The sequence below is a fragment of the Micrococcoides hystricis genome (genome assembly GCF_042434215.1).
Classification (GTDB): domain Bacteria; phylum Actinomycetota; class Actinomycetes; order Actinomycetales; family Micrococcaceae; genus Micrococcoides; species Micrococcoides hystricis.
On the sequence record NZ_JBHLUB010000019.1, the window covers coordinates 1 to 21,505 of the forward strand.

Annotated in this window: 15 protein-coding genes, 1 tRNA gene and 2 pseudogenes; 13 read left to right on the top strand and 5 right to left on the bottom strand. The window is 59.2% G+C overall.

The window, feature by feature from the left end; genetic code table 11:
* Positions 1 to 287 precede the first annotated feature (287 nt).
* The 3 genes and pseudogenes from ACFFFR_RS04020 (at position 288) to menD (ending at position 5,616) form a co-directional block, all read left to right on the top strand.
* A complete protein-coding gene (locus tag ACFFFR_RS04020) occupies positions 288 to 1,343 on the top strand; it encodes an o-succinylbenzoate synthase (RefSeq protein ID WP_377458247.1) in 1,056 nt (351 codons plus the stop codon).
* A gap of 205 nt (positions 1,344 to 1,548) precedes the next feature.
* Positions 1,549 to 3,704, top strand: a pseudogene (locus tag ACFFFR_RS04025) (PhoX family protein).
* Between the two features lie 64 nt (positions 3,705 to 3,768).
* Entirely contained in the window at positions 3,769 to 5,616 is a 1,848-nt protein-coding gene (gene menD, locus ACFFFR_RS04030; RefSeq protein ID WP_377458248.1) for a 2-succinyl-5-enolpyruvyl-6-hydroxy-3-cyclohexene-1-carboxylic-acid synthase, read from the top strand.
* On the opposite strand, the gene ACFFFR_RS04035 is transcribed toward menD, so the two are convergent.
* On the bottom strand, positions 5,585 to 7,093 hold the full coding sequence (locus ACFFFR_RS04035; RefSeq protein ID WP_377458249.1) for an isochorismate synthase: 1,509 nt from the start codon (positions 7,091 to 7,093) through the stop codon (positions 5,585 to 5,587). The genes menD and ACFFFR_RS04035 overlap by 32 nt on opposite strands.
* Before the next feature lie 71 nt (positions 7,094 to 7,164).
* Here ACFFFR_RS04035 and ACFFFR_RS04040 point away from each other — a divergent pair, with 71 nt between their 5' ends.
* Together ACFFFR_RS04040 and ACFFFR_RS04045 are read left to right on the top strand one after the other, a co-directional pair.
* Complete coding sequence (locus tag ACFFFR_RS04040) at positions 7,165 to 7,863, top strand: demethylmenaquinone methyltransferase (protein ID WP_377458250.1); 699 nt, start codon at positions 7,165 to 7,167, stop codon at positions 7,861 to 7,863.
* A gap of 81 nt (positions 7,864 to 7,944) precedes the next feature.
* Entirely contained in the window at positions 7,945 to 8,973 is a 1,029-nt protein-coding gene (locus ACFFFR_RS04045; RefSeq protein ID WP_377458251.1) for a polyprenyl synthetase family protein, read from the top strand.
* Here ACFFFR_RS04045 and ACFFFR_RS04050 read toward each other — a convergent pair.
* From ACFFFR_RS04050 to rarD, 3 genes are all read right to left on the bottom strand, one after another.
* Entirely contained in the window at positions 8,970 to 9,578 is a 609-nt protein-coding gene (locus tag ACFFFR_RS04050) for an HIT family protein (RefSeq protein WP_377458252.1), read from the bottom strand. The two genes, ACFFFR_RS04045 and ACFFFR_RS04050, sit on opposite strands and share 4 nt — an antisense overlap.
* Positions 9,550 to 9,999 (bottom strand): hypothetical protein, encoded by a 450-nt coding sequence (locus ACFFFR_RS04055; RefSeq protein ID WP_377458261.1) that lies wholly within the window; start codon positions 9,997 to 9,999, stop codon positions 9,550 to 9,552. Before ACFFFR_RS04055 ends, ACFFFR_RS04050 begins: the two co-directional genes overlap by 29 nt.
* Positions 10,000 to 10,060: 61 nt before the next feature.
* Positions 10,061 to 10,990 carry an EamA family transporter RarD gene (gene rarD / locus ACFFFR_RS04060; protein WP_377458253.1) on the bottom strand — a complete coding sequence of 310 codons (930 nt, stop codon included), beginning with the start codon at positions 10,988 to 10,990 and terminating at the stop codon, positions 10,061 to 10,063.
* An 85-nt stretch (positions 10,991 to 11,075) separates the two neighbouring features.
* Here rarD and ACFFFR_RS04065 point away from each other — a divergent pair, with 85 nt between their 5' ends.
* Together ACFFFR_RS04065 and htpX are read left to right on the top strand one after the other, a co-directional pair.
* Positions 11,076 to 12,464: an FAD-dependent oxidoreductase gene (locus ACFFFR_RS04065; protein WP_377458254.1), complete on the top strand. Its 1,389-nt coding sequence runs from the start codon at positions 11,076 to 11,078 to the stop codon at positions 12,462 to 12,464.
* Positions 12,465 to 12,509: 45 nt separating this feature from the next.
* Positions 12,510 to 13,370, top strand: coding sequence for a zinc metalloprotease HtpX (gene htpX / locus ACFFFR_RS04070; protein ID WP_377458255.1), 861 nt, complete (start codon positions 12,510 to 12,512; stop codon positions 13,368 to 13,370).
* 91 nt (positions 13,371 to 13,461) lie between these two features.
* On the opposite strand, the gene ACFFFR_RS04075 is transcribed toward htpX, so the two are convergent.
* Complete coding sequence (locus ACFFFR_RS04075) at positions 13,462 to 13,950, bottom strand: YajQ family cyclic di-GMP-binding protein (protein ID WP_377458256.1); 489 nt, start codon at positions 13,948 to 13,950, stop codon at positions 13,462 to 13,464.
* A gap of 136 nt (positions 13,951 to 14,086) precedes the next feature.
* Here ACFFFR_RS04075 and ACFFFR_RS04080 point away from each other — a divergent pair, with 136 nt between their 5' ends.
* The 6 genes and pseudogenes from ACFFFR_RS04080 to ACFFFR_RS04105 all read left to right on the top strand — a co-directional run.
* On the top strand, positions 14,087 to 17,560 hold the full coding sequence (locus ACFFFR_RS04080) for a proline dehydrogenase family protein (RefSeq protein ID WP_377458257.1): 3,474 nt from the start codon (positions 14,087 to 14,089) through the stop codon (positions 17,558 to 17,560).
* A 40-nt stretch (positions 17,561 to 17,600) separates the two neighbouring features.
* Complete coding sequence (locus ACFFFR_RS04085) at positions 17,601 to 18,518, top strand: DUF368 domain-containing protein (protein WP_377458258.1); 918 nt, start codon at positions 17,601 to 17,603, stop codon at positions 18,516 to 18,518.
* Positions 18,519 to 18,610: 92 nt separating this feature from the next.
* Positions 18,611 to 18,695 (top strand) — tRNA-Tyr (locus ACFFFR_RS04090).
* Between the two features lie 125 nt (positions 18,696 to 18,820).
* A complete protein-coding gene (locus tag ACFFFR_RS04095) occupies positions 18,821 to 19,255 on the top strand; it encodes a hypothetical protein (RefSeq protein WP_377458259.1) in 435 nt (144 codons plus the stop codon).
* Positions 19,256 to 19,390: 135 nt separating this feature from the next.
* The gene (trxA, locus tag ACFFFR_RS04100; protein WP_377458260.1) at positions 19,391 to 19,777 is read left to right on the top strand and encodes a thioredoxin; all 387 of its coding nucleotides are present in this window, start codon (positions 19,391 to 19,393) and stop codon (positions 19,775 to 19,777) included.
* 199 nt (positions 19,778 to 19,976) lie between these two features.
* Positions 19,977 to 21,401: pseudogene (locus ACFFFR_RS04105) on the top strand (AMP-binding protein); the annotation flags it as partial.
* Positions 21,402 to 21,505: the final 104 nt, after the last annotated feature.

Genomic DNA, 21,505 nt, shown 5'->3' on the forward strand with positions numbered 1-21,505 from the left:
ATGTGTTGTTTCAGCACTTCCATCTTCGAAAGACCTCGACACTTTTTATGCCTTCAACACACCCCGATCACAAAACCGATCTACACCCAAAATTCCGAAGAGCCCGATAACGGCAGCAAAGAAAACCCCTGCAGGCAGTAACCACTGCACGAGAGGAAAACGTTGCCGGACAGCTGGCAGCTGGGTCGTGGTGAGCATACAGATATTCTTACACCGCTAGGCTGGAGAAAAGCTGCAATACCAGCCTGCTGCGCTCAGATGAGAACTGAGTCACTAGACTACAAGTCATGACCGTGAACGATCTGCCGTTGAAAGACCCAGACGCCGTGTGGCCGTCACTGGAAGAGTTGCTTGCAGAGACCCACGTGGTATCGATTCCGTTGAACACCAAGTTCCGCGGAGTCAGGCACCGGGAAGCGGCCATCTTTCTTGGTGGTAACCGACCCAGCGAATTCTCTCCGTTCTTGGAATACCATGTGCCCGAAGCAGCGACGTGGCTGGCCGCGGCGCTCAATTATGGGTATGGCCCGGCAGTAGAACAAACCCGTCCCACCGTCCCGGTTAACGCGACCGTGCCGGCGATACAGCCGGAGGAAATCCCGGAACTCATCACCCGGTATGGGAACCCGGATCAACTACATACGGTCAAAGTAAAGGTCGCCGAACGCGGTGAAAACCTCGCTACGGACATCGCACGCGTGCGAACCGTGCGAGACCTGTTGCCGCACGCTAAAGTTCGCATCGATGCCAACGAAGGCTACAGTGTGGCAGCTGCCCTTGAACTCCTGACCGAAATTGCGAATGTCGAGCTTGAATATGCCGAGCAGCCGGTGGCAGGCATTGAAGACCTCGCACGTTTGCGTGAACAACTGCGCGCTCGCGGCATCGACACCTTGATCGCGGCGGACGAAGCCGTGCGAAAATCAGCGGACCCCTTGCGAGTGGCCCAGCTTGGTGCTGCCGATCTCATCGTCGTGAAAGCCCAGCCGCTGGGTGGGATCCGCCGGGCACGAGCCATCATCACCGAAGCCGGTTTGCCAGCGGTAATCTCCTCAGCACTCGACACCGGAGTCGGGATTAACATGGGGGCTGCCCTCGCTGCTTCGCTGCCAGAACTTCCGTTCGCCTGCGGTCTGGCGACCGGTGCCCTTTACGTCGACGACATCCTGACAACAGCCTCGGCCGAATCTCTTTACGCCGTGCCAGGACGATTGGCTCCGACAGAGATCGCAGTTGACCCGGAGAAGCTGCGCCAATACGCGGCCGCCCCGGAGCGGGAACAGTTCTGGCGCGAGCGCATCAGGGCTTGCTTCTCACAGCTTCTTGCAACCGGAGAGAACTAGCTCCACCGGCGGGGTAACCCGTTTACCTTCAGCACACCGGTCACACGCTGTTGTCGTAATGTTCACTTGCCGACAAAGCCGCCGTCTCTTTGACCCATCACGCTAGAACTCGTGCCACCCATCCAAACATGCTTCGGGCTGCACACCAGAGATTTAAGCGCGTGATGATCAAGGAGCCTCTTTCGTGCTGAGAAAACTACTTCCCATGGCCGGCCATACCCGCGGTAACCGCTTGGCGATTACCTGCGAACTCAAGTGCGGTTCGGCTTGCTCGTTCGATGTGTGCAACAAGTCCGACAACAGCTACTTCCCGGACATCGCAGAACGCGCCATTTCCCGCCGCGCGCTGATCGGTTACGGCTCCGGTGTCGCCGCCGCTATCGCAGTGGGTGTCAACACCCTTAACGCGCCAGGGGCTGCAGCCGACCACGGTACCTTCGGCAAGGGCGGCGGCAAGCTCAACTTCAGGGCCATCGCCCCGGTCCCACGCAACGTTGACGCCATGAGCTACCCGGCCGGCTACACTGATCACGTGATCATCCGCTGGGGTGACCCACTCTTCAACTCCACCCCGAACTTCAATATCGCTAAACAGAGCGCGAAGGCCCAGGCTGAACAGTTCGGGTACAACTGCGACTACCTGAACATCCTGCATGACGGCGGTAACGCCCGCACCGGTGTCCTGGTTTCTAACCACGAGTACACCAACGAGAACATCATGTTCGATCCTGCCTTCATTGCCGCCAACCCGGCAGAAGTCGCCAAGATCGGCATGGCGCCCACGGCTTCTCCGTGGTGGACATCAAGCGCGCCAAGGTCGGTCACCCATGGGAATACGTCCGTGGCGGCCGCCGCAACCGCCGCATCACCGGCGACACCCCATTCACCGTCTCCGGCCCAGCCGCCGGCTCCGAGCTCCTCAAGACCGTTGAAGACCCGACCGGCAAGCTCGTGCTGGGAACCCTGAACAACTGCGCTGGTGGCACTACCCCGTGGGGCACCGTCATGTCCGGTGAAGAGAACTTCAACCAGTACTTCCGCGGCCGCGGCACCCCGGAGGAAGCCCGCTACGGTGTCCAAGCTCGCCCAACCTCCCGCGGCTGGGAAAACCACATGGATCGGTTCGACCTGACCAAGGAAGGCTACGAGAACGAGGTCAACCGATTCGGCTACATTGTCGAAATCGATCCGGAAGATCCAAACTCCACCCCGGTCAAGCACACCGCCTTGGGCCGCTTCAAGCATGAAGGCGGTAACGTCCGCATTGCTGACAACGGCCACGCCGTGGTCTACATGGGAGATGACGAGCGCTTCGACTACGTCTACAAGTTCGTCTCCCACGGCAAGTACATCCCGGGCAACAAGAAACACAACATGACCCTGCTTGCCTCCGGCGACCTGTACGTGGCTCGCTTCGACGGCAACTCAGAAGGGGAAATCGACGGCACCGGTGCGGTCCCTGCAGACGGCGCGTTCGACGGCCGCGGCAAGTGGATTGCACTGACCAAGAACAACAAGTCCATGGTTCCCGGCATGGACATCGACGAAGTGCTGGTCTACACTCGTCAGGCTGCGGACAAGATGGGCGCCACCAAGATGGACCGCCCAGAAGACGTCGACGTCAACCCGAAGACCGGCAAGGTGTACATCGCACTGACCAACAACACCCGCCGCGGTAACGCCGGCCAGCCTGGCGCAGACGAAGCCAACCCGCGCACCATCAACCGTGATGGCCACGTGATCGAGTTCACCGAAACCCGTAACGATGCCACCGCGACCACCTTTACCTGGAACATCCTGCTGGTAGCAGGGGACCCACGTAAGGATGACTCGACCTACTTCTCCGGCTTCCCGAAGGAACTGGTTTCCCCGATCTCCTGCCCGGACAACCTGACCTTCGACTCGGACGGCAACCTGTGGATTTCCACCGACGGCCAGCCGGGCACCATGGGTCTGTGCGATGCACTACACAAGGTCACCCTGACCGGATCCGAACGCGGCAAGGTCGAACAGTTCCTCGCCGTCCCAGCCGGTGCTGAGACCTGCGGCCCAGTGGTTCACGACCGCGAGGACACCGTGTTTGTGGCCGTACAGCACCCGGGTGAAGACGGTAACTGGGGCGCCCACACTTCCTACTGGCCAGATATGCTCGGCGCCAACAGTCCGCTGCAGGTCGGTGACAAGGTCGCAGCCCCACGCCCATCGATCGTGATGGTCTACAAGCCAGCCAAGTCCAACCCAGGTGGCGGCGCGGCCAAGGACAAAAACAACAAGGGGAACAAGGGCAAGGGCAACCAAGGCAAGAACCAAAACAAGGGTAAAGGCAATAACAACGGTAAAGGCAAAGGCAACAACAAGTAGCCTTTCCTACAGGTAGAGCCACACGTACAGGAAATGGGCTGGGCGCAGACGCTAGGATAAAACTATGTCTGCGACCAGCCCTTCCCTGTTAACCGCCCGGATTATTCTGGGCGAGCTCATCGAAACTGGATTGCGCCATCTGGTGCTGTGCCCCGGCTCGCGCAGTGCCCCTATCGCCTATGCCGCAGCCGAAGCTGAAGAGGCCGGTATTCTCGACGTGCACATGTGCATCGATGAACGCTCCGCCGCCTTCGCAGCGCTGGGCATGGCCCAAGCAAGCGGCCGACCAGCAGCCGTGGCAACCACCTCTGGCACGGCGGTCGCCAACCTTTTGCCGGCCGTCATGGAAGCTCACCACACTGACACCCCAGTGGTAATTCTCAGCGCAGACCGGCCGGCACGACTGCACGGTACCGGAGCTAACCAGACCACCAACCAAGACGTCTTCGGTGCGCACACCCGCTGCCAGCTGAACATCAGTTCGGAACAATCGCCGGCGCAGATCAGTGACCAGATCCGGGCCGCAGCGCTGTGCCTATTGGGGGTCGATGCCAGCGGCGAACAGATCAAAGCCGCTGGACCAATCCAACTCAACATTGGTTTTGAAGAACCGCTCATCCCAGCCGCTGACGATGACAGCGGGGCAGAGTTTTTCGCTAAGGTCACACCACTTTCGCCACCAAAATTGGTGCCACCGCAACAGACGGAAGTTGAGATCAGTCTGCGCGGGCTGGCCCAGCGCAAAACAGTGGTGGTGGCAGGTCACCAAGCTGGCCCGGTTGCTGAAGCGTTCGCCCGCTCCATGGGGCTGCCCCTGTTCGCCGAGCCGAGTTCGAACGCGCGATTCGGCAACAACAGCATCAACGCCTACCCGGCACTGTTGCCCACCCGTACGTTTGACCCGGAGATGGGGGAGCTGAACTTCCCGCCATCAGATGTCTATCACCAGATTGAACGCGTCGTGGTGTTCGGTCGGCCGACCCTGACCCGCCAGATCGCGACCTTGTTGAACGAACCCGGTCTTGAGAAGGCTCTATTCCTGCCGGAGCCGGTGAGCTGGTTCGAGCCCGGCAAACGCGGCGAAACCATCATCGAGAACATTCAGGAACTGGCGGATTTCGCTGGCTTCGGTCCAGCCGGCTGGTTGGCCGCTTGGCAACGAGCCGCCATCAAAGCTCAGCAAAACCTGGATGAGGTTGCTGAAACCTCGCATTTCCACAAGGACCGAATCTCCGCAATGCGCGTGAGCCAAGTCGTCTGGGAAAACACTCGCGGCCCTTTGCTGCTTGGCTCGTCTAACACGATCCGTGAAGTCGACATGGCCGCCCGCCCATCCTTTTACCCGATCGCAAGGGTGTACGCGAACAGAGGACTTGCCGGGATCGACGGCACACTCTCGACCGCCGCGGGGATCTCCTTGGCTACCGGCGAAACAGTGACGGTCCTGCTCGGCGATCTGACGTTCCTGCATGACGTCAATGCATTCTTACAAGTCAGCGGGGAACAACGTCCCAAGCTGAATGTGGTGCTCATCAATGATCACGGTGGAGCCATCTTCAACACGCTTGAACACGCCTTGGTTTCCGGGCGCGAAGGTATGGCTGAAAAGGTAGAACGGCTGTTTGGGACCTCACAGCACGTCAACATTGCCGCGCTGTGCTCTGCCTACGGTCTGGTGTACCAGTACGTGGAAGATGAGAACACGTTGATGTCAGCCTTGCACCAAGTGCCGCAAGGAATCAGGGTGTTGGAAGTCCCCGCGCAACGTGGCGAATTGGCTCAACGCCGCCGTGATTTCTTTGTCCGGCGACAAAACAAAGACAAGGCGAAGGCGGCGGCACGTGCGGCTCAACGCGCGGAAGAACACGGAACCGCAGCTATTAGCGAGACCGGGGCAGAGTCGATCGAGTAGTGCTCTCGGCAAGTCCGAGCGCTTGGAGCATGGGTCGGAGCTTGGCGTACGTTTCGGCCAGTTCGTTCTCAGCGTCAGAGCCAGTGACGATCCCGCACCCGGCGTACAGTCTGATCTGCTGAGCGGTCTCCAAGATGCCGCCACGCAACGCGATGCCGAACTCGCCGTTGCCGGTGTGATCGAGCCATCCGACAGGCCCCGCATACCAGGACCGATCGTAGGCCTCCAGCTGGTAGATCAAGTCTTGGGCCACCGGGGTCGGTGTACCGCAGACAGCGGCGGTAGGGTGAACCCGCTCCACCAGATCCATGATGGCGCAGCCAGACTTGCGCGCCTCATCCGTCAGTCGGGCGGACACATCTGAAGCAAGATGCCAAACATTGGGCAGCTCCAACAAGAACGGTTCTGCCGGTGCTGCCAAGTCGCAGACCATACCGTGAAGTTCCTGGGTCAGTGAGTCAATCGCGAACTGGTGCTCAATGCGTTGCTTCTGATCTTTGAGCAGGTTATCGATCGGGTAGTTCGGATCCTGATCGTGACCGACCCGGTCTAGGGTGCCGGCCAATAACCGGGCAGAGACGTACCCCGACTGCGACTTGATCAGCATCTCCGGGGTCGACCCCAGCAGCCGAGTCACGCCCGGGCCCGGGACAGAGTAAGTCCAGCACTGGTGGTACCGCTGAGCTAACCGATCTAGGATCTGCGCCACTGGAAGAGCGTGCTCCGAACGCACTACCGCATCCCGGCTCAGAACAAGTTTCTCAGCGGTGCCTGCGGACAAATACTCCAGCCCGGTCTGCACCGAGCGCACAAAATGTTCATCACTGATCCACCCGGACTCCAGAACAGGATTCGTACCCGTGCTCTGCTCCACCGGTGTCGCTTGCTCGCGCAGCTGCTGCGCTGCATCCAACGCGCTCTGCCGCAATATTTCGTGGGCACTGGCCGTTAATTCCGCGCCGTCTTGCAATGCTTGTACCGAGAGCCCGGTTAGATCTTGAAAGCGTTCGCGTTCCAATAACCAGCTGACCCAGGTGCGAACATTAGCGGCAGGCTCGTTGCCGTTGGCCTGCGCCCCCGAGAAACCGGTGGCCTCCGGATCCGCTAGCCGGTGACCAAAAACGAGTTCCGGGATGGCAATAACGGACTGCTGGGCCGAGCGGGGATCAAACGTGATCGCTGAGAACCCTGTCAGTCCAACCCCGGGGGTGTGTTCCAACCACGGAGCCGACGGGTCATAAAGATGGGTGGTGTTGGATACCCAGCCGAGCCAGCCTTGTCGCAGTGTTGAAAACCGTTCCGAGCCCTCAGCCTTGATGGAAGCGATCGAACCAAGACCAATGAGTCCACGACCGTTGCGTAACCAGACCGATTCGTTGCCAGAAAGCTGGTTCTGAAGGTCAGCGAAGTGAGGTCCGGGGAGGGAAAAACTGTAGCTCACATAGTGAGGCAGGGCAACGGTGTGGTCTGAGTCCATGACGGCTCTAAGCATAGCGGAGGAAGCCAAACAATTATCGGCGGTGCCGAAAGAGTGCAACAATAGCAGGTGTGAATCGTGCATCTTTGGAAAAGAACCCGCAAGAAGTCGCCGCCATGTTCGATGAAGTGGCGCCAAAGTATGATCTTACTAACGACGTGCTTTCCTTCTTCCAATCACGCGCCTGGCGCAAGGAAGTAGTGGCCGCAACCGGTGCCGTGCCAGGTCAACGTGTCCTCGATATCGCTGCAGGAACAGGGTCCAGTGCCGAACCCTACGCAGACATGGGCATTGACGTGGTGGCATCAGACTTCTCCACCGGAATGCTGGAAGTTGGCAAACGCCGCCGTCCAGATATCGAGTTCGTCGAAGCCGATGCCATGGATCTGCCCTTTGACGATAACTCTTTCGACGTCACCACCATTTCATTCGGATTGCGCAATGTCCTGTCCCCGGAGAAAGCACTGGCGGAGATGTACCGGGTGACCAAACCCGGTGGACGGGTCGTGGTCTGCGAATTCTCCCACCCTACATGGCGCCCGTTCCGCACCGTGTACATGGAATACCTGATGAAGGCGCTGCCGGAGGTTGCCAAACTGGCCTCCTCCAACCCGGACGCTTACGTCTACTTAGCGGAGTCGATCGCGGATTGGCCTAACCAAGACGAGCTGGCCTATCTGTTGAGCTCGGTAGGGTGGAAGAACGTCAAATACAAGAACCTGACCGGCGGAATCGTTGCCCTGCACCGGGGTTTTAAGCCTCAGGTCTAGCGGCAAAGTTGATAAGCTGCCTAAGATTGCCGGACCGTGAGTGCGGCACTCTCACTCCACCCAAATCGACCACGAGCGAGCATGAAGCCGAAGTTGTCCGAGGACCTTAAACTCCCAGCCGGGTTCGCACCCTTGGCTGAAGACCCGAGCCTAGCGATCACCGTCATGGAAGCGTTGGCCGACATTGAGCAGCGGCTGGCCGAAGCCGTCAAACAGAACAATGTGCTGGCCGATGTCAGCTCCCGGCACCTGCTCCAAGCCGGCGGCAAACGGGTCCGCCCGCTGCTCACCGTCCTCTCTGCGCTCGCGGTTGGGGAACTCACCGACGGGGTCAAAGATGCCGCCGTGGTTCTAGAACTGACGCACTTAGCCACCCTGTACCACGATGACGTGATGGACTCGGCGCAAATGCGCCGCGGCGCAGAAGCCGCCCACCAGATTTGGGGCAACTCCGTAGCGATCCTGACCGGAGATCTCATCTTCGCTCGAGCAGCACGGCTGATGAGCACTCTCGGCGCCGAACCGGTCGCAATCCAAGCCGAAACCTTCGAACGTCTCGTCATGGGACAGTTGCTCGAAACAACCGGGAAAGAAGACGGCCAAGGAGCGCTAGAGCACTACCTTGAGGTGATTTCGGGCAAGACCTCGTCCCTGATTGCCGCCTGCGGTCGCGTCGGTGCGCTCCTGGGCGGCGGCACGCAAGAGCAGATCCAACATTTGAGTGCCTACGGTGAGAAAGTCGGCACGGCGTTCCAGCTAGCCGATGATGTCATTGACGTCACCAGCGAGCACGACGTTTCCGGAAAGACCCCGGGCACCGATCTGCGCGAAGGAGTCAGAACGCTACCGGTGTTGCTGCTGGAAAAACAGGCTGCTACCGACACGCACGCTGCAGCGTTGTTGGCCAGAATCGACGCTGATTTGAGCTCACACGCGGCACTGGAAGCTGTGGTCACTGAACTAGCGGCCCACCCGGTGGCTGAAGAGTCGTGGGAGTACGCGCGCCGCTGGGCCGCCGAAGGTAAGAGCGAACTGGCCTCGTTACCGGACACCACCGCCAAGAAGGCGCTCATGACCTTCGCTGACGCAGTCGTGGACCGCGACTTCTAAGCCGTTCTTTCAGCCTTTTGCTCGGCAGCAAGAAACTGCTGCTTACTTTCCTGCACCGTTGTGAGTGCGGCTGAGAGCTCGCGTGCCTTCTCGGCGCGGAAAGCGACCGGAAGTCGTTCGCGCAGCTGGCGGTAGAGATTGTCGTCCCGGTAACGCGGAAAGATATGCAGGTGGTAGTGCCACACATGTTGGTTTCCGGCCGGCTCATTGTGCTGCCGAGTAGAGACACCCTCCGGTGACCAAGCCAGCTTGATCGCGAACGCCAGCTCTTGGGCCAAGCTCATAATGGCGGTTTGGACGTCAGCTGGCAAGGTGTAGAGCGTCTCGTGATGCTGGGTCGGCACGATCATCACGTGACCGGGGCGGGGACCGAATCCGTCACAGGCGATGAATGCCATCACCAGCTCATCTTGATAGACCATGTCGGTTAGCTCGCACAGGTTGTCCCGGTCTGAAGGGTCACCGGCGGCCAGCTCACAAAACGGGCACACGTAATCCTGTGGCTCCCACGACCCAGTGCGGGTGGTATCTAACCAGTGCTGCTGCCAGCGGGTCAGCGCCTCAGCGCTGCCGGAGTCAGTCGTCGTGTTCTTCGAGTTGCTCAACCTGTTCATCCAATTGTTCGAAGTACCAGTCAAAGTGTTCCAACACGAACTCGCTGAAGGTGGATTTCTCCGGGACGGTCTCCCCGGTGGCCACGGTGCGACGGTAGATCAGCGGATCCGGCACCGCGGTATCCATCACGGCGATTCCCCAGACGAAGCGTTCGTTCTCGTCCTCTAGGAACAGCAGCAACTCGTCTTCAACTTCGAGCTCGTCCGGGTCGAAAAAGAACAGCGTCGTTTCCATGAAGTCATCGCAGTGCCCTAGGGCGCGGTAGAACTCGCTCAGGACCAACGGCAGCTCGACATCTAACCGGGCCTTGTCCACTTCACGGGCCAGCTCGGCTTCGGTATACCCGTCAGCGGGCACCCAAGAGTCTTCGTAATAGGTATTGATCAGGGACGCGAATTTTTCCAAGAACATCTCAGCCACGCATCCATCCTATCCCCGGGACTAGCGTGTGCCAGCACAGAGTCTGCTGCCGTCAGATTCGTAGGCGTCCTTGCCGCATGAACGACTTGCGTTGCTGGTAAAGCATGTCAAAGACAAAGACGAGCAGTGCACCCCAGACTAAGAAGAATCCGATCCAGCGTTCGGTGGGCATCGGTTCGCGGAACACCAGCACTGCGATCAAAAAGATCACGATCGGTGAGAGGAACTGCAGCAGCCCGATCATGGTCAACGGCAGCCTGCCGGCTGCAGCCCCGAATAGCAGCAGCGGCAGCACGGTGACGATCCCGCCCAGGGCCAGTACCCCAAAGTGGGCCGGTCCGGAGGTGAACATGGTGGCCTCATTGCGGCTGGCGAGCCACGCGACCGCGATGATGCCCAGCGGTGCAACCACCAGTGTCTCCACCGTCAGGGAAGCGAGTGCCGTGGTGCGTCGATTCACCTGAGTTTTCAGCAGCGAGTACAACCCAAACGTGATGGCCAAGCCCAGACCCAGCCAGGGGATCTGTCCGTAGGCAAAGGCCAGGACCGCTACCGCAACGCCACACAGGCCGACCGCGATCCACTGCAGGGGGCGCAGCCGTTCCTTGAGAAACACCACGCCGAGCAGGACGGAGACGATCGGGTTGATGAAGTACCCCAAGGACCCTTCAATGAGGTTATCTACGCTCGCCAGGTACGTGTAGAGCGACCAGTTGGCCATCACGAACAAGGAAGCGGCCGCCACATACTTCAGCAGGGAACGGTTTTTCAGCAGCGCCCACGCATCAGAAAGTCCTCTGATCAACAACAAGATCAGCACGCAGACTACAAGGGAGAACACAATGCGCGCGGACACCACCTCAACGGGGCTGGCCGGGCGCGTGAAAAAGAGGTAGACCGGCATGAAGCCCCAACTCAGATATGAGGCGGTGCCGTACAGGATGCCCTTCCGGTATTCGGTGCGGGCCGCTAATTCGGTCATGGTAAGTCCAACTATAGACCTTAGGTAGAATGAACAACTGGGCTGTTTCGGCCCGCGCCAAGAATGTTGAAGGGAAGATTTCTTCGTGTCTGATACTTTCACGACTCGCGATGTGCGAGTTGCCGTTATCGGTTCCGGCCCCGCCGGTGTCTATGCCGCCGATATCCTGACCAAAGTAGACCGGGACGCTTCCTTCAGCATCGATCTTTTTGACCGGTACCCGGCACCCTTCGGGCTCATTCGCTACGGTGTGGCCCCTGACCATCCACGCATCAAAGGCATCATTAAAGCCCTTCACAAGGTGATGGACCGTGGTGACATTCGTTTCCTCGGGAACGTGAACTACGGCACAGATTTGACCCTAGAAGACCTCCGTAAACACTATGATGCGGTGATTTTCGCCACAGGCGCGCTCAAGGATGCTGACCTGAACATCCCCGGTATTGAGCTGGATGGCTCGTTTGGTGCCGCCGACTTCGTCTCCTGGTACGACGGACACCCGGACGTGAGCCGCGAGTGGGACCTGAGCGCGAAAGAGATCGCGGTGATCGGTAACGGCAACGTGGCCGTGGACGTCGCACGCATGCTCTCCAAACACGCTGACGATTTGCTCGTCACAGAGATCCCAGACAACGTCTACCAAGCCTTGAAGAAGTCCCCGGTCACGGACGTGCACCTGTTTGGCCGTCGTGGTCCAGCCCAAGTGAAGTTCACGCCCCTGGAACTGCGCGAACTGTCGCATTCTCGTGACGTCGACATTGTGCTCTACCCAGAGGACTTTGACTTTGATGAGGCTTCGGATGAGGCGATCAAGTCCAACAACCAGATCAAAACCATGGTCAACACGCTGACCAACTGGCTGGTTGAAGAACAGGACACCGGCGCTTCCCGCCGCCTGCACCTGCACTTCCTGCAGTCCCCCGAAGAGATTCTGGGTGAGGACGGCAAGGTTGTGGGGATCCGCATGCAGCGCCAAGAACTGGATGGATCCGGCGGCATTGTGGGCACCGGCGAATACATCGACTACCCGGTCCAAGCCGTCTACCGGGCGGTGGGCTACCACGGTTCTGAACTCGATCAGATTCCGTACGATCAATACCGCGGTGTCATCCCGAACGAGGCGGGCCGGGTGCTGGATGAAAACGGCCAGCACATCCCGGGAACCTACGCCACCGGGTGGATCAAACGTGGGCCTGTCGGGCTGATCGGGCATACCAAGTCGGATGCTCAAGAGACCATCGCTTGCCTGTTGGAAGACGTGGAGGCGTTGCCGAAGGCTGAGAGCCCCGAACCAGATGCCATTATCGCGCTGCTTGAGGAACGCGGTGTGGAATACACCGACTGGGCTGGATGGTTGAAACTAGATGAATACGAGCGTGCACTCGGGGCCGCCGGCCAAGATGCTGCCGGGGAACCGCGTGAACGCATCAAGGTTGTACCCCGCGAGGACATGACCAGCATCTCCCGCGGCTAACAGCGGCTGCTCCTGAGCTGAGCAGCTACGAAGGGATCGGCAGTAGTGCACAACCACAACAACGGGTTAAAGACCGCTTTCCTCTTCGGCGCGATGTTCGCCCTGTTGCTGGCAATCGGGGCGCTCATTGGTTATGGGACCGGGTCATCGGCGTGGATTTGGATCTTCGCCGGTATCGGCGTGGTCACCAGCGCGGTGACGTACTGGAACTCGGACAAGATTGCCCTGCGCTCCATGAACGCTTACCCGGTCAGTGAGCAGGAAGCCCCGGCCTACTATGCGATCGTGAGGGAACTTTCCGACCGGGCGAACCAACCCATGCCGCGACTCTATGTTGCCCCAACCCAGACCCCGAATGCTTTTGCCACCGGGCGTAACCCGCAGAACGCCGCGGTCTGCTGCACTGAAGGCATCTTCCAGCTGCTCAACGAGCGTGAACTACGCGGAGTTCTAGGCCACGAGCTGATGCACGTGTACAACCGGGACATCCTCTCCGGTTCAGTGGCCGGCGCGATCGCCGGGGTCATCACCTCGATCGCCCAGTTCCTGATGTTCTTTGGCGGCGGGCAGGACCGCCGCAACGCTAACCCGCTGGCCATGCTTGCGATGGCCTTCCTCGCCCCCATCGCCGCGTCATTGATCCAACTAGGCATTTCCCGGACTCGGGAATACGACGCAGACCAAGATGGAGCCGCACTCACCGGCGACCCGTTGGCGTTGGCCTCTGCACTGCACAAGTTGCAGCACGGCATTGAACTAGCTCCCATGCAGCCAAGTCAGAAGGTCGAGAACCAGGCCCACATGATGATCGCTAACCCATTCGGTTCGCGGTTGCGTGGGCTGTTTTCCACGCACCCACCCATGGAAGACCGGATAGAACGTTTGCGCCGGATGGCAGGGCAGTAACCCACATGTTTTGACACGACGAAGGCGACGGACAGGAAAAACCTGTGCGCCGCCTTTAGTCTTGTAGGACCGCCCGCCGGTTGGGACGCCGTTAGCGGAAGTTTACAAACTGCAGGGCTGCGTCTTCAAAGTTTTTTAGCAAGGCAATGGTTTCCTGCAGGTCGTCACGGGACTTGGAGGACACACGCAGCTCGTCGCCCTGAATGGTGGCTTTCACCGATTTAGGGCCGTCTTCACGAATGATCTTCGAGATCTTCTTGGCCACGTCCTGGGCGATGCCCTCTTTGATGGTGGCCTCGATCCGGTATTCCTTGCCGGAGGCAAACGGTTCGCCCGTTTCCAGAGATTTCAACGAGATGTTGCGTTTGACCAGCTTTGACTGGAATACATCCAAGACAGCCTTGACGCGTTCTTCAGAGTTGGCGCGCATCAGAATCGTTTCACCTGAAAAATCAATTTCGGCACCCACATTGCGGAAATCGTAGCGTTGGGCGATCTCCTTCTGCGCCTGATTCAAGGCGTTAGAGACCTCTTGTTTGTCTACTTTGCTGACAATGTCGAAAGTCGAATTGCTGGCCACTGACCGGCACGCTCCTTCAAATGTATGGAAAAACTGTCCAATTCTGCTGTTTCAGCCAAGCTTACCCTTTCCCAAACCAGTGAGCTGCGTCATACTCTGCAATAGGAGTACATCAAACCTTTAGGAGGTTGCGCGCGTGGTCGCCCAGATTTGTCAGCAGGTTCAAGATCAAGTCAAAGCCTGGTTGGCACAAGCGCAACACTACCCTCACTCCCAAGTTGAAGAACTGACAGAACTACTCCAGACAGAAGAAGGCCTGACCTTCCTGGTCGATTTCATTGACGGGGTGATCCGCACCGAAGATGCCGGTGTGGCAGCTCGAATGCTCTCCGAACTCGTCAACGACCTGCCTGCGGATGTCCGCCGCTCGCTTCCGGCGCCGCTCAAACTCGCCTTGCAGGCCGCCGGTAAGACGGCCACATTGGCTCCGACCTTGGTGATGGGTACCGTCAAACGGGCGTTACGGGCAATGTTGGGCGAGCTGCTCGTCAACGTGAATGAGCCAACTCTGAGCAGATTCCTGAACAAGTCACAAGCCGCCGGCAAGAAGCTCAACATCAACCTGCTTGGTGAAGCCATCCTGGGCAAGGCTGAAGCCGCTCGCAGACTGGCTGGCGCCACCGACCTCTTAGCGCGAGATGACGTGGATTACATCTCCTTGAAAGTCTCCGCGGTGGTGGCCCCGCACAACCCATGGAATTTTGAACCAGCGGTAGAACAAATCGTCGACGAACTTACGCCGCTGTTCCGCATGGCTGCAGACTCGCCGCAACCAAAATTCATCAACCTAGATATGGAAGAGTACCGGGACCTTGACCTGACCGTGGAAGTCTTCACCCGGTTGCTCAGCCGACCAGAGCTGAGCCAACTCAGCGCCGGCATTGTATTGCAGGCCTACCTACCAGATGCTTTCGCAGCCCGTGAGCGCATCCAACACTGGGCTGAGGCTCGTCTCCGTTCAGGTGGGGCCCCCATCAAAATCCGCCTAGTCAAGGGTGCAAATCTGCCCATGGAACAGGTCCAGGCAGAATTACATGGTTGGCCGCAAGCCCCCTACACGTCCAAACTCGGCACCGACACCAACTACTTGCGGCTCTTGGACTATTCACTCGACGCGCAGCGGTTGGAAGCGGTCGGACTGGGGATCGCCGGACATAATCTCTTTGACATCGCGTTGGCGCACCGCTGGATTCAGGCACGGGAATTGACCGGAGCCTGGGTCGATTTTGAAGTGCTCCTTGGGATGGGGCAGGCTCACATGCAAGCCGTGGCAGAGACGGTGGGACCGCAACGGTTCTACACGCCGGTTGTCGCTCCGGAAAGTTTTGACGCGGCCATCGCCTATCTGGTCCGACGCCTCGAAGAATCCTCAAACCCGGATAATTTCATGTCCGCCGCCCATGGCATCCACGAAGACAAAGACCTGTTCCAGCGTGAGTACCAACGCTTTGTGGACAGTTACGAGCTGTATCAACGCGAGCGCAACACCTTGCCGGTACCTAACCGGCAGCAGGACCGTACGGCCGAAGAACACGCCAGCCCCAGCCTTCACAACCACGGCACGTTCACCAACACACCTGACTCTGATCCCTCGCTGGCCGCCAACCGTTTGTGGGCACAAGAAATCGCCGATCAGATCAGAGCGATCCGGGAGTACGGCCCCTACACTTCGCTAGAGCCGTATCAGATTCAAACCCACACCCAACTGAACGAGGTCTTAGCCCGAGCCCAACAAGCCGCTGGCACCTGGCAAGCAAAGTCTCTGCAGGAACGTGCAGAGATTCTGCACCGGGTGGGGGACGAGCTGGCCCGGATGCGCGGCAAACTCGCCGCCATCATGGGCGCCGAGACCGGCAAGACCCTAGATCAGTCAGACCCAGAGATCTCCGAAGCCATAGACTTTGCGCACTACTACGCCCAGCAAGCTCTTGGGCTCGGAGACCATGCCCCGGTAGTGCCGCTGCCACGAGACATCACCGTCATCGCGCCACCATGGAACTTCCCGCTGGCGATCCCGGCTGGATCAACCTTGGCCGCGCTTGCGGCCGGTAGTTGCGCCATCCTCAAACCCGCACCGCAATCGCCGTACACAGCCGAGCTGATCGCGCAAGCCTGCTGGGCAGCCGGAGTGCCCAAAGAAGTGCTTCAATTTGTTCACCTTGATGAAGGAGAACTCGGTGCCCAATTGCTCTCTGACCCCCGAGTCGATCAGGTGATCCTGACTGGTGGGCTAGAGACTGCTGAATTGTTCTTGGAGCTCAATCCGGACATGCGATTGTTTGCTGAAACATCCGGGAAAAACGCTCTCATCATCACCGATTCAGCCGACTATGACGAAGCGGTCAAGGACTTGGTGGCATCAGCATATGGGCATGCCGGACAAAAATGTTCGGCCGCCTCCTTGGCGATCCTGGTCGGCACCGCCGCGACCAGTCAGCGGTTAAGAGACAAGATCGTTGATGCTGTCTCCTCCTTGGTGTGCGGTTACCCGGATGATCTGGCCACCCAAATGGGGCCGGTCGTGGAAGTCCCGGGAGAAAAATTGCGCAAGGGACTGACCCAACTCGAACCGGGGCAGCAGTGGGTACTGAAGCCACAGCAACTGGATGATTCCGGAAAACTGTTCACCCCCGGGCTACGTGCCGGGGTGAAACCGGGATCGGAATTCCACCTGACCGAATACTTCGGTCCCGTCTTAGGCATCATGCAGGCCCCAGACCTAGCGACCGCCGTTGCATGGGCCAACCAGGTCGAATTCGGGCTGACTGCCGGATTGCACTCACTGAATCCAAGCGAGATCAACTACTTCCAACGCCACATCCAAGCCGGCAACGTCTACATCAACCGGGGGATCACTGGCGCGATCGTGCAGCGGCAACCATTCGGTGGGTGGAAAGCCTCCGCAGTCGGGGCCGGTGCCAAAGCCGGTGGGCCGAACTATCTGCTTTCCCTGACCTCGTGGCGGGACGACTACACGGTCGCGTCCCCGGTGCCGAAACGAGGCACCAACCCGCAGTGGGAAATGCTGTACCGGCTCGCCAACGAACACGGAGCGGGCCAATCGTGGTTGCGTGAATGCGCGATTCGAGACGAGATTGCGCATGAAAACTACTTCGCGGCCAAAGATGTCACCGGGATGCCTAGCGAAGCGAACATCCTGCGTTATTTCGCTGCTCCCGTGACCATCCGGTATCACGACGGAACCGGTCACCACCGAAACGATCTATTGCGAACCCTGCTGGCTGGCCTCAATGCCGGAGCCCACCCCACCCAGCCAGGTACTGAACAGATACCGCGGATCACGCTCAGCGTAGCGACCGAAGATCCCGAGCTCGAACAACTCTGCGCCGGAGTCGGCATCCGCTACACCGTCCAGAGTTCCGGCGAGTTCGCCCGTTCAGCCCAAGCTGAGCCGAGGGCCCAACGACGGATTCGAAGCATCGGACAACGCGAGAACATCCATTTCCCGGTTGGTTGCGCACACTATGACGAGCCACCTGTCACGGACGCTGTCATTGAAGCGCAACCGTACGTGGTTGAGCAAGCCGTGAGTATCACCACACACCGTTTCGGTAGCCCGCGGTTAGGGCTGCTGCGAGCGCTGCACTAGTCTGAGAACGAAAGTTTTACGCCAGCAGACTGGAGCAAGAATGAAGCGCAGCTTTTTGGGCAACGTTGTCCGGGGCGCTCTGATCGGACTCGTTGAGACCGTTCCCGGTGTCAGCGGCGGTACCGTCGCACTCGTGGTCGGCATCTACGACGAGCTCATCAACTCGATCGGGCACGTGGTCTCTGCCTTCCGCAAGCTCATCGCTGGCCCTGATCGTGGGGCTGGCTTCAAGTCTGAGATGGCCCAAGTGCACTGGCGACTGGTCATCCCGGTGGCCATAGGAATGTTCGCGATCTTGCTCACCGTGGCCGGACCCATGTCGCATCTGGTCGAAACCTACCCTCAGCACACCCGCGCCGTGTTCTTTGGCCTCGTCCTTGGCTCCATCTGGGTACCGCTGAGATTAGCCGGAGGTCACTGGCGGCTGCGCGACGGGGCGGCGCTTGTGATCGCTGCAGCAGCCACGTTCTGGCTGCTGTCGGTACCACCAACCGAAATCGAGGCGACCCCGGTGACCATCGTTGGTGCCGCCGCGATCGCCGTGAGCGCGCTGATGCTGCCCGGGCTCTCCGGATCCTTCTTGTTGCTCACCATGGGCATGTACCAGGTGACATTGAAAGCGGTTGCCGAGAGAGATTTAGGTTATATCGGGCTCTTTGCCATGGGCGCTGCACTCGGCATGATCGTCATTGTGAAAGGCCTGCAGTGGTTGCTGAACAACCACCACAAAGGCACCATGGTGGCGTTGGTGGGTTTGATGATTGGCGCATTGCGAACCTTGTGGCCGTGGCAGGACGAGAACCGGACCCTGCTGGCGCCAGCCGATAACTGGCCGCTGTTGCTGGGTTTGTGTGCAGCGGGCATCGTGGTTGTATCCATCACCTTGTACCTTGATCAGCGCGTCTCCGAGCGTGGCGCAGGGATGAGCCAGGAACTGGCCGGGGTGAAGAACCCCTAGGGGCCCTCAACGCCCGGTAGCGATTTTGCGAAATCGTTTTCTGGCCGTATCATTATTTACTGTGCCTGATCGAGAAGATCAGAAACATACGGGGCAGATTTCCCGAGCGGCCAAAGGGAGCTGACTGTAAATCAGCTGGCATTGCCTACGTGGGTTCGAATCCCTCATCTGCCACCAGAGCCAAACTCCCGCGAGGATCCTACACAGCAAGGATTCCGCGGGAGTTTTTGTATCCGGTACCCCTTGAGCCGGTTGCGCCCGCCATGACCAGATCGACCGCCCGGCCGGCGGAAGGAGCACCCTTGAGTGACACACCCCCCGCACCGCAACAACCGCCAGTAACCAGAACCGTGGAACAGCCTCGGCTGTGGAAGTACTTTTGGTTGGCGGCCGCCGTTGCCGCCATCCCTTATTTGGTGTTGTTCAACTTCATCCCACTGGTCGGTGCAGCATTGTTTATCGCTCTGGTAGCGGTCGTGATCGGTGCGTTCTTGGTAGCCTACCTAACCAAACGTGCCGGAAAGAGAACATCGATCGCGCTCTTGGTCGGATCGTTGTCCGGCCTGGCCCTGTCCGTGCCCTTGATCTACGGGGCCGACGCAATCCTGTTTGCGGCCGGTGGTACCACGAATGCCCCGACCTTCAGCCCGTCCATGTGGCTCTTTGCGTCCCCATCTATCCTGCCGATGCTGCTTGCTGCAGTGATCGCGCATGTGCGGCAGCGCAGAACGTCATGAATGGCGAACGTCACAGACAGGACTGCTAAGCTGGCTGTCGATCAGGCATCGGTGCGGCACATTAAAATCCCCCGAGTGCGAACAAGGCGGTTCTTAACGCGACACCGCAGAAGAAGAACGGTTAGGGTGAAACCTATGGCTACCAAAGACATTACCGAAGCAGAGTTTGAAAAGACTCTGGAAGACAACGACATTGTGTTCGTTGATTTCTGGGCCGACTGGTGCGGGCCATGCAAGATGTTCGCCCCGGTGTACGAGAAGGTCTCGGAAGAAAACCCAGATGTGGTCTTCGCCAAAGTGGACACCGAGGCTGAACGCGGTCTTGCCGCTGCCGCGAACATCATCTCCATCCCAACCCTGATGGCCTTCCGGGACAAGATCTTGGTGTACGCCCAGCCAGGTGCGGTCAACGCCGCCCAGCTGCAGGAACTCGTTGACGGTGTCAAGGCCATCGACATGGATGAGGTTCGCGAACAGCTCGCAGCTCAGCAAGCCGAACAGAACACCGCAGAAGACAACTAACTAGGTCACCGGCGCCAGCCGCCGCGACAGACCGACACATGATCAGGTCTCGTGCCCAGTCACCAAGAAGGGTGACACGGTACGGGGCCTGACGCCGTTAAGCTTCCGTTCACGTCTGTCGAGTAGCAGGCCCCTTGCTTTATGATGGTTGGTGATCTTTAGGTATTGAGGTATTTCGACCAAGCGAGCGGAGCTGACCGTGGACCCAGCACTGTGCTACACCCAAGGGGAAACCGACACCCCCCTTGTTGACCGAAACCATCGGTGAGAACTTCCGCCGCAACGTCGCGGCCCACCCGCAGGAAGACGCCATCGTTGAGGCCGAAACCGGCCGCTAGTGGGACTACACCCAAATGCGGGCAGACGTCGACGTGATCGCCCGAGCACTCATGGGTCTAGGGGTCAAAGCGGGAGACCGCGTCGGCATTTGGTCACCCAACTGCGCCGAATGGACCATCATCCAATACGCGACCGCCACCATGGGCGCCATCTTGGTCAACATCAACCCTGTCTACCGCACCCACGAACTGACCTTTGCGCTCAACCAATGCGAGCTGCGCACCCTGATCTTGGCCCCGCGAGACCGGCACACCAACTACCTGCAGATGGCCTTGTCTGTGGCCCACGAGGTCCCAGCTATGACCGAGATCGTCCAATTGCCTGAAGCCGACAACGCGCCGCAAGCAGGCCAAGCCGAAGCCTGGCCAACCTCCCATCGGCGCCCGGCAGAAGCCTCCGTAGAATTGCCCGCAACCCTCACCGTGGAGCAGGCCCCAGCACTCTACGACTGGGCCGAGTTCATCGAACAGAGCGCCACCGTCAGCCAAAGCCAGTTGGATGCCCAACTGGCTAGCTTGGACCCGGCAGACCAAATCAACCTGCACAATACACCTCCGGCACCACCGGGTTCCCCAAGGGCGCCACACTGACCCACGCCAACCTCATCAACAACGGCTATTCGATTGGTGAATTGCTCGGGTACACCCCGGAGGACAAAGTGGTGCTGCCGGTCCCGTTCTTTCACTGCTTCGGGATGGTGATCGGCAACCTCGCCGCCTACTCCCACGGCTCAGCAACGATCCTGCCATCCCGCCAGTTCAAACCCGAACCCGTGCTCGCAGCCATCCAAAAATACGGGGGAACCTCCCTGTACGGTGTGCCCACCATGTTCATCGCCGAACTCGGCCTACCCAACTTCGACGACTATGACGTCTCCACGCTCCGGACCGGTGTGATGGCCGGGTCAAAATGCCCGGTTGAAGTCATGAAAGATGTCATCGACCGGATGTACATGAAAGAAGTCGCCATTTGCTACGGCATGACTGAAACCGCCCCGGTCTCCACCATGACCCGGGTCGATGACAACCTCGTTCGCCGGACCGAGACCGTGAGCCGGACCATGCCGCACCTAGAAACAAAGATCATCTCGGTTCAGGACGGCTCGATCCTGCCCCGCGGGGCAGTAGGGGAGCTGTGCACCCGGGGCTACTCGGTCATGTCCAAATACTGGAACGACCCGGACAAAACAGCTGAAGCGGTGGACGCTGAAGGCTGGATGCACACCGGAGACCTTGCCTCTATGGACGAACACGGGTACGTGAAGATCGAAGGCCGGATTAAAGAGGCTCTTCGGAATTTCAGGTGTAGATCGGTTTTGGTGCAGAGCGTGTTGAAAGCTTAAAAAGAGTCGAGGTCTTCCGAAGATGGAAGTGACGAAACAACTCATCT

Excerpts from the sequence above, each read along its gene's own strand:
- ACFFFR_RS04020 (WP_377458247.1), top strand. The coding sequence starts at position 288 with ATGACCGTGAACGATCTGCCGTTGAAAGACCCAGACGCCGTGTGGCCG.
- menD (WP_377458248.1), top strand. The coding sequence starts at position 3,769 with ATGTCTGCGACCAGCCCTTCCCTGTTAACCGCCCGGATTATTCTGGGC.
- ACFFFR_RS04035 (WP_377458249.1), bottom strand. The coding sequence starts at position 7,093 with ATGGACTCAGACCACACCGTTGCCCTGCCTCACTATGTGAGCTACAGT.
- ACFFFR_RS04045 (WP_377458251.1), top strand. The coding sequence starts at position 7,945 with ATGAAGCCGAAGTTGTCCGAGGACCTTAAACTCCCAGCCGGGTTCGCA.
- ACFFFR_RS04055 (WP_377458261.1), bottom strand. The coding sequence starts at position 9,999 with ATGTTCTTGGAAAAATTCGCGTCCCTGATCAATACCTATTACGAAGAC.
- rarD (WP_377458253.1), bottom strand. The coding sequence starts at position 10,990 with ATGACCGAATTAGCGGCCCGCACCGAATACCGGAAGGGCATCCTGTAC.
- ACFFFR_RS04085 (WP_377458258.1), top strand. The coding sequence starts at position 17,601 with ATGAAGCGCAGCTTTTTGGGCAACGTTGTCCGGGGCGCTCTGATCGGA.
- trxA (WP_377458260.1), top strand. The coding sequence starts at position 19,391 with ATGGCTACCAAAGACATTACCGAAGCAGAGTTTGAAAAGACTCTGGAA.